General features: G+C 63.3%; 13 protein-coding genes and 1 tRNA gene. 9 read left to right on the plus strand and 5 right to left on the minus strand.

From position 1 onward, the window contains the following. Positions 1–4 precede the first annotated feature (4 nt). Positions 5–520 (minus strand): hypothetical protein, encoded by a 516-nt coding sequence (locus NKJ15_RS09795; RefSeq protein WP_352814992.1) that lies wholly within the window; start codon positions 518–520, stop codon positions 5–7. A 373-nt stretch (positions 521–893) separates the two neighbouring features. On the opposite strand from NKJ15_RS09795, the gene NKJ15_RS09800 reads away from it, so the two are divergent. Further along, the gene (locus NKJ15_RS09800) at positions 894–1799 is read left to right on the plus strand and encodes an alpha/beta fold hydrolase (protein ID WP_352471462.1); all 906 of its coding nucleotides are present in this window, start codon (positions 894–896) and stop codon (positions 1797–1799) included. Here the strand turns inward: NKJ15_RS09800 and NKJ15_RS09805 are convergent. Both NKJ15_RS09805 and NKJ15_RS09810 read right to left on the minus strand, forming a co-directional pair. Continuing rightward, positions 1794–1870: transfer RNA gene (locus NKJ15_RS09805), tRNA-Arg, on the minus strand. The genes NKJ15_RS09800 and NKJ15_RS09805 overlap by 6 nt on opposite strands. A gap of 47 nt (positions 1871–1917) precedes the next feature. Continuing rightward, entirely contained in the window at positions 1918–2610 is a 693-nt protein-coding gene (locus NKJ15_RS09810) for a winged helix-turn-helix transcriptional regulator (RefSeq protein ID WP_352451189.1), read from the minus strand. 339 nt (positions 2611–2949) lie between these two features. Here NKJ15_RS09810 and NKJ15_RS09815 point away from each other — a divergent pair, with 339 nt between their 5' ends. The 4 genes from NKJ15_RS09815 to NKJ15_RS09830 all read left to right on the plus strand — a co-directional run bounded on the left by NKJ15_RS09815 (position 2950) and on the right by NKJ15_RS09830 (position 4533). Further along, positions 2950–3276: a DUF1330 domain-containing protein gene (locus tag NKJ15_RS09815; protein WP_023677873.1), complete on the plus strand. Its 327-nt coding sequence runs from the start codon at positions 2950–2952 to the stop codon at positions 3274–3276. A 115-nt stretch (positions 3277–3391) separates the two neighbouring features. Further along, positions 3392–3922 (plus strand): hypothetical protein, encoded by a 531-nt coding sequence (locus NKJ15_RS09820; protein WP_352814994.1) that lies wholly within the window; start codon positions 3392–3394, stop codon positions 3920–3922. A gap of 135 nt (positions 3923–4057) precedes the next feature. Next, positions 4058–4348 carry a hypothetical protein gene (locus tag NKJ15_RS09825; protein ID WP_352451191.1) on the plus strand — a complete coding sequence of 97 codons (291 nt, stop codon included), beginning with the start codon at positions 4058–4060 and terminating at the stop codon, positions 4346–4348. A 41-nt stretch (positions 4349–4389) separates the two neighbouring features. Next, positions 4390–4533, plus strand: coding sequence for a glycine zipper domain-containing protein (locus tag NKJ15_RS09830; protein WP_198023575.1), 144 nt, complete (start codon positions 4390–4392; stop codon positions 4531–4533). Positions 4534–4605: 72 nt separating this feature from the next. Here the strand turns inward: NKJ15_RS09830 and NKJ15_RS09835 are convergent, their stop codons facing one another. Continuing rightward, the gene (locus NKJ15_RS09835; RefSeq protein ID WP_352451192.1) at positions 4606–5769 is read right to left on the minus strand and encodes a M20 aminoacylase family protein; all 1164 of its coding nucleotides are present in this window, start codon (positions 5767–5769) and stop codon (positions 4606–4608) included. A 270-nt stretch (positions 5770–6039) separates the two neighbouring features. Between NKJ15_RS09835 and NKJ15_RS09840 the strand changes: the two genes are divergently transcribed. The 4 genes from NKJ15_RS09840 (at position 6040) to NKJ15_RS09855 (ending at position 10394) form a co-directional block, all read left to right on the plus strand. After that, on the plus strand, positions 6040–7218 hold the full coding sequence (locus tag NKJ15_RS09840) for a D-alanyl-D-alanine carboxypeptidase family protein (RefSeq protein ID WP_352815014.1): 1179 nt from the start codon (positions 6040–6042) through the stop codon (positions 7216–7218). Positions 7219–7222: 4 nt separating this feature from the next. Continuing rightward, entirely contained in the window at positions 7223–8320 is a 1098-nt protein-coding gene (locus tag NKJ15_RS09845) for a CobW family GTP-binding protein (RefSeq protein WP_352814996.1), read from the plus strand. A 104-nt stretch (positions 8321–8424) separates the two neighbouring features. Continuing rightward, positions 8425–9495, plus strand: a complete 1071-nt coding sequence (locus tag NKJ15_RS09850) for an ISAs1 family transposase (protein ID WP_502906885.1) — start codon at positions 8425–8427, stop codon at positions 9493–9495. Positions 9496–9641: 146 nt separating this feature from the next. Beyond that, positions 9642–10394, plus strand: a complete 753-nt coding sequence (locus NKJ15_RS09855) for a heme ABC transporter permease (protein WP_352449240.1) — start codon at positions 9642–9644, stop codon at positions 10392–10394. Between the two features lie 119 nt (positions 10395–10513). On the opposite strand, the gene NKJ15_RS09860 is transcribed toward NKJ15_RS09855, so the two are convergent. Continuing rightward, positions 10514–10907 (minus strand): integrase core domain-containing protein (locus NKJ15_RS09860; protein WP_352815000.1); only part of this gene is annotated, 394 nt, incomplete at its 5' end.

The raw sequence follows: 10907 nt of genomic DNA on the forward strand, positions 1-10907 counted from the left end.
ATGATTACGATCGCCGGGTCGCGCTCGAGCCCATTTTTGGATCGGGCTCGCGGGCATATGGAATCCTGTCGGCCGTATCATAATCCTCATTGCACCAGCGCCCCACGACGTCGCCGACCGTAAGGTTCTTTCTCGCCCATTTTTCCAGTTCGGCAAACCGCTTCGCCACGTCGCCGTCATAGGCATCCATGCTGCCGAGACGGTAGCCGGGATATGGGCTGCTCAGATCCTCCTGCATCTTCCAGATCACGCCGCGGCCAGGGACCACAAATGCCGGGTGAATGCCGCGCGCCAGCGCAATGCCGCGCTTGCGGTATTCCGGCTTCAGATCGCCGAGACGCGCCAGGGCGAACAGCCACATCGCCAGATAGTGGAAATACTGGCCGTCGCGATCGGCCGCTTCGCCGATCCTCAGTCCGCGCCGGCGGCCGAGCACACGCTCGACATCGGCCACCAGCCGCGCGGCTTCGCCCAGCCAGCGCTCTTCGCCAGTTTCCGCATAAAGCGAGACGTAGAGCACGACCCCAAGGCATCGGTCCAGAGATAACGCCAGCCGTTGGGCCAGATGCCTTCGGCGCGCATCCAGTCGAGTTTTTGCAGGACATAGTCGACGTCACGCAGCATCGTCACGCAGCATCGCGCCAAGCCCCGAACTGGCAGAGCCGGCCCGTGTTCGGTGTCCCGCGATTGTGAGCATGCGGCATGTCTGCCTCCGCTCCGATTGGCCTTAGCCAGATACCGCGAAACGATCTGATCGGCGGCAGGTTCCTTGGCCGCTGTCACCGGCGCGACCGGGAACCCTCGACCTGATCATGAGTTTCGGATCCAGGCGCTCACAACGGGATGCGGGGGTTACCAGTCATTTTCGGAGCCTTTCGATCGAGGAGGCAAAGTTGCGACACCGCCAAATCAGAGTTGACGGAATTACTGTCTTCTTTCGCGAGGAAGGCCCGGCCGACGCTCCCGTGCTTCTGCTGCCGCACGGCTATCCCTGTTCGTCCTATCAGTTTCGAAGGCTGATGCCCGGACTGGCTGATCGCTGGCACACGTTCGCCCCGGATTTTCCTGGCTTCGGCTACAGCGCTACGCCCGACATGGCTGCATTCGGCTACGATTTCGAGACCTATGCCGGGTTTTTGGCGGCTTTCGCGGACGCGCTCGGCCTGTCTCACTATGCGCTCTGGCTGCACGATTACGGCTCGCAGATCGGATTGCGCCACGCCATCGCCTATCCGGAGCGCGTTGCCGCGCTTATCATCCAAAACGGCGACATCTACGAAGACGTGCTCGGCCCGAAATACGCAGCCATCAAGGCGTATTGGAACGACAAGACGCCCGACAAGCATCGCCCGCTGGAAGAAGCGGTGAGCGAGGAGGGCTTCCGGCACGAGTTCATCGGTGAGGTTGGCGAGGCCGTGGCCGAGCGCGTGCCACCGGATCTGTGGAAACTCCATTGGCCTCTGATGGACACGCCGCCCCGTCGGCGGCTTGCGGTCGGCCTGATGGAGAAGCTGGAGGCGAACCTCAACTGGTTCCCGAAATACCAGGCTTATCTGCGCGAACGGCAACCACCGACACTGATCGTCTGGGGTCCCGAGGATGGCTATATGCCGGCCGCATCGGCCCGCGCCTACAAGCGCGACTTGCCGCAAGCAGAGCTCCATCTCCTCGATGGCGCCGGCCACTGGCTACTGGAAACCCATTTCGATGAGGCGCTTGCGTTGGTGCGCGACTTCCTCGCACGCGTTCACAGCCGAGCACCGACGCGACCGTCAGGTAACCAGTTGAAAGCGTGGTGATCCCGACAGGAATCGAACCTGTGACCTACAGATTAGGAATCTGCCGCTCTATCCTACTGAGCTACGGGACCATCGCGCCCGACACATAACCGCTTCGGATCGTTTCGCCAAGAGGCAGCTAGGCCGCTCGTTTGGGTTCGACCGCGAACGGGCTCAGGCCCAGCCAGGTCTGCATTTTACGGGCGATATCCTGGTCTCCCGTCAAGATGACTTTCGCCCCTGCCTTCTCGACGGTGATCAGCCCCATCCAGATTTCGGTCATGGTGTGCAGGTCGGTCGAGACGTAGAGATCGACATCGAAGCCCGGGTCGTACCAGCAGAGGTCGACCTCGCCGTGCTTCTCGACGATCAGCCACCATGACCGTTTGGAGGCGGGGAGCTCCTGATACAGAAATTGTATCACCGTGCGCCCGTCGGGCAGCGGCGACGCGTTGAGATTGCGCCGCATGTCCCACATCAGCAGCGACGGATCGAGGTTCTTCAGCGACAGCCGCGACTCGACCCATTTCTGCCCCCAAAAGCCCATCGCCTCGACGACGGACCGCAAATCCCTGCCTGCCTCGGTCATCCGGTATTCGAAGATGCCTTTCTCGCCGCGCACCTCCTTGCGCTCGACGATCCCGGCCAGTTCGAGCTCCTTGAGCCTTTGCGACAGAAGGGTCGGCGACATTTTGGGGACGCCGCGGCGCAGATCGTTGAAACGGGTCGAGCCCGCCACCAATTCGCGAAGCAGAACCATGGTCCAGCGGGTGCACAGCACCTCGGCAGCCATCGATAACGGGCAGAACTGTTTGTATCCGGATTGGGTCATGATGTTGCCTTCCCCTCAAACTCAGCCGGGATCATAGGCCTTCTCCGGCGGCACGGCGAGTACAGAAACTGTACCGGCCCAGTGCGGTGGAATCGACGTTCCTGCTTTCTGGGTGGCATCAGCGTTAGGAACTTCAAATCCAAAACCACACTGGAAATCCAAGCACTTGCTGGTGTGGCTTTTGAATCCGAAATTCGCTCGCTGCGTAGCTCCAAAGTGAATGCGAATTTCGGATTCGCCACACCAGTACAGATCGGGGACTGGCTGGCGCGACCCTTGCCATGCGACCCCTCTGCCGCTGCACGGGATACCCCTGTGCACGACCAGGAGACATGACCCATGACCGCTTACGTTATCGCAGACATCAAGGTGAGGGACCCGAAGTGGATGCCGGCCTATGCCGCGTCGGTCCACGACCTCGTTCACAAGCACGGCGGCAGATATCTGTCGCGCAGCGGCAATGTGAAGACGCTCGAAGGCAAGCCGCTCGACACGACGCTGATCGCCTTGATGGCGTTCCCGACCGAGGCAGCGGCGCGCGCCTTCACCGACGATCCTGCCTACGCACCCTTCGTTTCGGCCCGTCAGGGCGGCAGCGACAGCCGTTTCCAGCTGATCGACAATTCCGATCTGGCCGGAACCATCCCGTATCTGCCGAAGGGATGATCGGCATTCGTCGCATCGGGACAGGGATCTCCCAGCAACAACAGCCACAGCGCCCACCTGCCGGACCTCCTTACCTCCGGCGGCCGGCCGGGCTGTGCTTTTCAAGAAGAATGGAATGACTATGACAATCAACTTTCGCAATAGAGTTCTCGCTGCCGCGGCGCTGCTGTCGGCCTGCACTGCGTTGGCGCAGGCGCATCAGGCAGCGCCCGCGTCCGGTCCCAATCCGCTGGCCGACATGGTACGCGCCGCCAACAGCCGCTTCGAGAATGTGGCGGCGGCGACGGCTGAGGGCTATGCGCCGATCCCCTGCGCCAGCGGCATCACCGGCGGCGCCATGGGCATCCATTACGTCAATCCCGGCTACCTCAAGGACGACCCTGTCGATGTCGCCAAGCCGGAAGCGGTGATGTACGAGCCGATGGCCGACGGCACGCTAAAACTGATCGCGGTCGAATACATCACCTCGAAAGGCCCGGCCTCGCTCGATGGACATCTGTTCAACTTCAACAGCGCCCCCAACCGCTACGGCCTCGGCCCGTTCTACGAGCTGCATGTCTGGGCCTGGAAGGGCAACCCGACCGGCGCGTTCGCCGATATGAACCCGAACGTGTCGTGCGAACCGACGACTGCTGTCAGCCAGTAAGCAGCCGAGCCAGGCGGCGCCGACGCCGCCTGGCCGCGCTGAATTGCGGGGCAGCCGGCAACGGGCGCAAAGACGGCTCAGATAGCGGAACTTTCGGGATGCCGGCGCGCTTTAGTGTCCCGAAGGAGACACCGCATGAGCGCCACCAAAGAGTTCTTTGAAACCTGGCTGCAGGAGAATGTCGGCAATCTGCCGGCCGAGAGCGAGGTGAGCGTCGCCGTCCTGGCGCAGCAATTCGAGCAGGATGCCGATGCTGCCGGCTATGGCCACGAGGTTCGCGAAGACGAACTCGGCAATATCCAGGAGGCGATCGAGGCAGCCCTGACGAAGGCGAGGACAGGCGAAGAGCCGCAGGCTGCCGACGACAATGAGCTGGCGCCGGTCATGGAGGCGCTGGAGGTCGAGGATCCGAAGAGCGGACCGTAGCGGTTGCGGCTCTTCCCTTCCACGCTACATGACCGGGCATAATGGATGCCAAACACCTCACACTCGGCGTCGTGATCGGCGTGGCTATCGGCGTCGTGTTGGACAACATTGTTGCGGGCATTGGTATAGGTATTGCTCTGGGCATTGCCTTCGGCCTTGCCCGGAAGTCGTCCGGCCGGAAGTGACCAGCAGAACATGTCCTGCCCGGTTTTGCCACCCAGAGGTGCGGCGGTTGCCGCACCGCCGATGCCGAATGGCTACGCCGCCAGCGCTGTTTCCGCCAGCTTCACCCAATAGCTCATGCCGTGCGGGATGACCTCGTCGTTGAAGTCGTAGGCTGGGTTGTGCAGGCCGGCGGTATCGCCATTGCCGATGAAGATGAAGGCGCCCGGCCGCGCTTCAAGCATGTAGGAGAAATCCTCGCCGCCCATCACCGGCTGGATCGCGCGGTGCACATGGCTGTCGCCGGCGACGTCGGCCGCGATGTCGCTGGCAAAGACCGTCTCTTCCGGATGGTTGAAGGTGACGGGGTAATTGGCATTGTAATCAACCTCGATTGTCGCGCCGAAGGCAGCGCCCAGGCCTTGGCAAAGTGCGCGGATGCGCTCTTCGGCCTTCTTGGCGACTTCCTTCTTCAGCGTGCGTACGGTGCCGGCGATCTCGGCGGTCTCGGGAATGACGTTATAGGCGTCGCCGGCGTGGAATTTCGTCACCGAGACGACCACCGCCTCGACCGGATCGGTGCTGCGCGAGGCGATCGTCTGCAATGCGCCGACGAGCTGGCTGGTGATGACGATCGGATCGATGGTGCCGTGCGGCATCGCCGCGTGGCCGCCCCGGCCCTTGACGGTGATGGTGAATTCGGCAGTCGCCGCCATGATCGGACCCGGCCTGATGGCGAACTGGCCGACCGGCAGGCCCGGCATGTTATGCATGCCGAACACCTTGGAGATGCCGAAGCGCTCCATCATGCCGTCCTTGACCATCTCGTTGCCGCCGCCGCCGCCCTCTTCGGCCGGCTGGAAGATGACCGCGACGGAACCGGCGAAATTGCGTGTTTCGGCGAGGTATTTGGCGGCACCCAACAGCATCGCGGTGTGGCCGTCATGGCCGCAGGCGTGCATCTTGCCGGGGACGGTCGAGGCATAGGATTTGCCGGTGATCTCGTTGAGCGGCAGCGCGTCCATGTCGGCGCGCAGGCCGATGGTCGAGCCTTCGCCGTGGCGGCCGCGGATGATGCCGACGACGCCGGTCTTGCCCAAACCTGTCACGATATCGTCGCAGCCGAAAGCCTTCAGCTTCTCGGTGACGAAAGCGGCGGTCTTGAAGACGTCGAAATTCAGCTCCGGCGTCTGGTGCAAATGGCGGCGCCAGCCGGCCACCTCGTCCTGCATTTCGGCGGCTCGGTTCAGGATCGGCATGATGGTTCCATTTCGCTGTTGGAGCAGGCGGTCTTGGCCTGCTGCTTTGCAATTGTGCCTGCTGCCTTGCAACCATGCACGCTGCTTTGCATTGTGCTGCTGCTTCCACATTGTGATCGGCAGCACTTTGCCATGTTGACGTCACATAGAGTAAATAGCACCGCGACTGTGGTCCGGGAACAGAGGGCCGGACCATTATCCTGGCGATCGTGTAACGAAATCTTACGGAGCCAGGTGGGACTGCGGCAAGAGGCTATTTCGGTTTTCATGATGCGCTACAGGCATTTCCTCAAACTGTTGGTGGCGGGCACGGTGGTGCTTGCGTCGCTGGCCGGGCCTGCCTTGGCCAATCCGACAATCCTGTTCGACCTGAACAGCGGCAAGATCCTGCAGCACCAGGAGGCGTTCAGGCGCTGGTACCCGGCTTCGCTGACCAAGCTGATGACCGCCTATGTGGCGTTTCGTGCGATTGCCGCGGGTGAGGTCCAGCTCGATTCGCCGATCAAGGTGACGAAACATTCCGCCGGCGAGCCGCCGAGCAAGATGGGCTTCAAGCCGGGCTCGGTGATGCGGCTCGACAATGCGCTGAAGATGATGCTGGTCAAATCGGCCAACGATATCGCCATGGCGGTCGGCGAGAATATCGGCGGTTCGCAAGCGGCTTTCGCCGAACGCATGAACGCCGAAGCGCAGAGGCTCGGCATGAGCGGGTCCCATTTCGTCAATCCGAACGGGCTCTATTCGCCGGACCAGTATACGACAGCGCGCGATCTCGCTTTGCTGGTGATGGCGATTCGCAAGGAATTTCCGCAATATGCCCCCTGGTTCTCGATCGAAGGCCTTGCCGTCGGCAAGAAGGCGATCTCCAACTACAACCTGCTGATCGGCCGCTATCAGGGTGCCGACGGCATGAAGACGGGTTTCGTCTGCTCGTCCGGTTTCAACATGATCGGCTCGGCGACCCGCAACGGCCGCACCCTGGTCGCCGTGGTGCTCGGCGAACGATCGGCAGTCACCCGCGCCGAGGCGGCGGCAAAACTGCTCGACCAGGGTTTTGCAACCCCGGCGCCGAGCTGGCTGACGGTCGCGGCGCTGCCCGCCTATGGGGACACCATGTCGGCCAACGACATGAATGACGAAATCTGCAAGAAGAAGCCGGTCGAGGAGCAGTCGGAGGCCGCCCCCGCGGTCGGCGACAAGGGCAAGGACGTGCCGAAATCGCCCTATCAGGAAAAGCTCGACCATGTGCCGACGCTGATCGCCGTCGGCCTCGGCGGCGCCACGGGGCCGAAGCCGAAGGCGATGGTCGACGCTTCCGGGCAGGAATATGCCGACGTGCCGCTGCCGACATGGCGGCCGGACCGGGCGCCGCCGGCCGGCGCCGAGCCAGTTGTGGCCGGATCCGCCACCGCCGCGCAGGTCCAGCAGCCGGCCAAGGCGCTGAACTAGCCGCATGGCCGGCTTCCCGATCCCCGTTTCGGTGCTCACCGGCTTTCTCGGTGCCGGCAAGACGACGCTGCTCAACCGGCTGCTTCGGGATCCGGCGCTCGCCGACACCGCCGTCATCATCAACGAGTTCGGCGAGGTGGCGATCGACCATCTCCTGGTCGAGCAGGCCTCCGACGGCATCATCCAGCTCTCCGACGGCTGTCTCTGCTGCACGGTGCGCGGCGAGCTGGTCGATACGCTGGCTGACCTCGTCGACCGGCTGCAGACCGGCCGCATCGACCGGCTTGCCCGCGTCATCGTCGAGACCACCGGGCTCGCCGATCCCGCCCCCGTACTGCAGTCGATCATGGCACACCCCGCCCTGGTCCAGGCCTTCCGGCTCGACGGCGTCATCACCCTGGTCGATGCCGTCAACGGCAATGCGACGCTCGATGCGCATGTCGAGGCGGTGAAGCAGGTGGCCGTCGCCGATCGCATGGTGCTCAGCAAGGCCGACCTGACCACGGATGCAGGCGATGTCGAGGCGTTGCGGGCGCGGCTCAGGCAGCTCAACCCGGGCGCCGTGGTGCTCGACGCGGGCGAGGCAAGCACCGCGACCCTGTTCGATAGCGGCCTCTACAATCCGGCCACCAAATCCGTCGATGTGCAGCGTTGGCTGGGCGAACAAGCCGGCCACGACCATGACCACGGCGGGCATGACCATGCCGACCATGATCACCATGACCACAGGCACGATTCCCGCGTGCGTTCGTATTCGCTGGTTCATGACGGGCCGGTGCCGTTTTCGGCAATCGAGATGTTCCTCGATCTGTTGCGCTCGGCGCATGGCGAGCGCCTTTTGCGGATGAAAGGCGTCATCGAGCTTGCAGAAGACCGGTCGCGGCCGCTGGTTATCCATGGCGTGCAGAAGATCCTGCATCCGCCGGTGCAACTGCCGGCCTGGCCGGACAGCCAGCGCGGCACCAGACTGATGCTGATCACGCTCGACATGCCCGAAGACTATGTCCGGCGGCTGTTCGCCGCCTTCACCAACCGGCCGTCGATCGACACGCCGGATCGCGCAGCACTGGAAAGCAACCCGCTGGCTATTGCCGGATCGTGATCTCCCCCCTCGAGGGCAGGGGAATCGCATATGGCGATTTTGGGGTTGAGTTTAGGCTGAGAAAGGATTCTTTGGAGAGGCAGTTGAGCGAAGGAGCGACTGCCATTTCCTGCCTTGAGAGCTACTTTGGCGCGGTGCCTGATCCACGCGCGCCCAACGCCACACACCGGCTTGGCGACCTGATCGTGATGATGATCGCAGCAAGCCTGTGCGGCGCCAGCAATGCGACGGAATTTGCCCTGTTCGCGCAGGAGCGCAAGCAGGCGCTGTCGCGGCTGATCGACTATGACGCAGCTCCCAGCCACGACACCTTCTCGCGGCTGCTGCGTCTGCTCGACCCGGAGGCCTTTGGTCGCGCCTTTGCTGCCTTTGCCGCAGCTTTCGCCCGAGCCAGCCGAGAAACGCCCGAGGTGGTGTCGCTTGACGGCAAGGCTTTGCGGCGAGCCTACGAGAAGGGCTTGGCAGCCAGTCCGCCGTTGACGGTGTCGGCCTTCGCCGCCGAGACCCGGCTGTGCCTGGCGGCAGTCTCGCCGAGCGATGGTGAGAACGAAGTCGAGGCCGCGCTCAAAGTCGTCGAACTCATTGATCTTACGGGCAGATTGGTCACCGCCGACGCGCTCCACTGCCACACCCGCATGGCTGCGGCCATTACCCAAAGAGGTGGCGATTACCTGCTTGCGCTGAAGGGCAACCGTCGTCATTGGCTGCGCCGTGCCAACCTGCAACTGGCCGACGCCACCCCTTCCATTGCCGAGCGGACCGAGACCAGCCACGGCCGCAACGAGTGGCGGCGGGCCGAGATCGTGGCGGCGGCCGAGCCGCTGATGCCCGGCCACCTGGCCTTCATCCGCATCACCAGCCGACGCGATCAGGCCAAGCCGTTGATGCGCCTGTTCATGGCCTCCACGCTCATGTCGCCGCAGCGGGCGCTCGACCTCACTAGAGCTCATTGGCAGATCGAGAACGGCCTGCATTGGATGCTCGATGTCCATCTCGATGAGGATCTCAGCCGTGCCCGCAAGGACAATGCCCCCGCCAACACGGCCCTTCTCAACCGCCTCGCCAGAAACATCCTTCAGGCCGCCGATGCTGCCAAAGTTCCCATCAGCCATCGCATCAAGAAATGCGCCTGGAACGACGACTATCTCATCAATGCCATCACTCATATGCGATAGCCCTGCCCTTGTGGGGAGGGTTAGGGTAGGGGGTCCATCTTCGTAAGAATCCAAATGCGATTGCCCCGCCGTTCACGGGGAGAACGGGAGACGCCGTACCGCCGCTGCGGTTGCCGCAACTCCGCCGGCGGTCTATGTAAGGCGGCATGAGCGACACGACTTCACGCCTCTCCGGCTGGATGGACCTTGCCAACCCGACGCGGTTCGTCGGGCTGGCCGACAAGGTCGTGCCGTGGCTGGCGAGCGTTGCCGCCATCATCCTCGCTGTCGGCCTCTACATGAGCTTCGCGGCGCCCGAGGACTTCCAGCAAGGCATCACCGTTCGCATCATGTATATCCACGTGCCTTTCGCCTGGCTCGCCATGATGTGCTACACGCTGATGGCGGTCTCGGCACTGGGCACGCTGGTCTGGCGCCATCCGCTGGCCGACGTGGCGCTGAAATCGGCGGCACCCATCGGCGCCGTCTTCACCGCCCTTGCACTGATCACCGGTTCGATCTGGGGCAAGCCGATGTGGGGCACCTGGTGGGTATGGGACGCGCGGTTGACCTCGGTCTTCATCCTGTTCCTGATGTATCTCGGCATCATCGCGCTGACCCGCGCGCTCGACGATGCCGGGCGCGCCGCGTGGGCCGCCGCCATCATCACCCTGGTCGGCTTCATCAACATTCCGATCATCAAATTTTCGGTCGACTGGTGGAACACGCTGCATCAGCCGGCGTCGGTGTTCCGGCTCGGCGGCCCGACCATCGACCCAAGCCTGTTGTGGCCATTGCTGGTGATGGCACTCGGCTTCACCGTGCTTTTCTTCGCGCTGCACCTAGCGGCGATGCGCACGGAAATCCTCCGCCGCCGAGTCATTTCGATGCGGCGCGTCGCGGCAAGGCAGGCTAACTGACCGCCGTCGAGTTCCTTCGCGCCCCCCTCTGTCCTGCCGGACATCTCCCCCTCAAGGGGGTGTTTGGACCGGAGACATCGCGAACAGGTGTGCGAGGACATCGCGAACAGTGCTCCATGCTATCTCTCGACGAGGTTGAGGTCGATGGTTTGGATTTTCTGATGGCGGAAGAAGACGTTGAAGACGCCGTCCTTGTCGGTCGCACGGAAGGCGACGGCGCGCCCGGCGAAGGCATTGCAGATCTTGAAGTGGCGGCCGAACAGCGAGGTCGCGCCCTTCTGCTGGATCTTGCGGATATGGTCGCCGGGCGCATAGTCGAAGGGCTGCTGGGTCTCCCTGAAGTCGCGCGGGGAAGACCGGTAGCGGTCGAGCGGCACGGCGCCGGCGATCGCCTCGTGCGGGCGCTCTGCATTGTAGATGTGGCGCCAGCGGTCGAAGGCCCGCTGGGCCGCCGCCAGGTTCTCGAACGGCGGTCCCTGCAGCGCCTCGGCCTTGAGCGTGCGGTGAAAGCGC

The sequence above is a fragment of the Mesorhizobium sp. M0207 genome, from assembly GCF_040321995.1.
Lineage (GTDB): Bacteria > Pseudomonadota > Alphaproteobacteria > Rhizobiales > Rhizobiaceae > Mesorhizobium.

Bases quoted from the DNA above. Each gene is read 5' to 3' on its own strand.
- NKJ15_RS09810 (WP_352451189.1), bottom strand. From the start codon at position 2,610: ATGACCCAATCCGGATACAAACAGTTCTGCCCGTTATCGATGGCTGCC.
- NKJ15_RS09815 (WP_023677873.1), top strand. From the start codon at position 2,950: ATGACCGCTTACGTTATCGCAGACATCAAGGTGAGGGACCCGAAGTGG.
- NKJ15_RS09820 (WP_352814994.1), top strand. From the start codon at position 3,392: ATGACTATGACAATCAACTTTCGCAATAGAGTTCTCGCTGCCGCGGCG.
- NKJ15_RS09825 (WP_352451191.1), top strand. From the start codon at position 4,058: ATGAGCGCCACCAAAGAGTTCTTTGAAACCTGGCTGCAGGAGAATGTC.
- NKJ15_RS09830 (WP_198023575.1), top strand. From the start codon at position 4,390: ATGGATGCCAAACACCTCACACTCGGCGTCGTGATCGGCGTGGCTATC.
- NKJ15_RS09835 (WP_352451192.1), bottom strand. From the start codon at position 5,769: ATGCCGATCCTGAACCGAGCCGCCGAAATGCAGGACGAGGTGGCCGGC.
- NKJ15_RS09840 (WP_352815014.1), top strand. From the start codon at position 6,040: ATGCGCTACAGGCATTTCCTCAAACTGTTGGTGGCGGGCACGGTGGTG.
- NKJ15_RS09845 (WP_352814996.1), top strand. From the start codon at position 7,223: ATGGCCGGCTTCCCGATCCCCGTTTCGGTGCTCACCGGCTTTCTCGGT.
- NKJ15_RS09855 (WP_352449240.1), top strand. From the start codon at position 9,642: ATGAGCGACACGACTTCACGCCTCTCCGGCTGGATGGACCTTGCCAAC.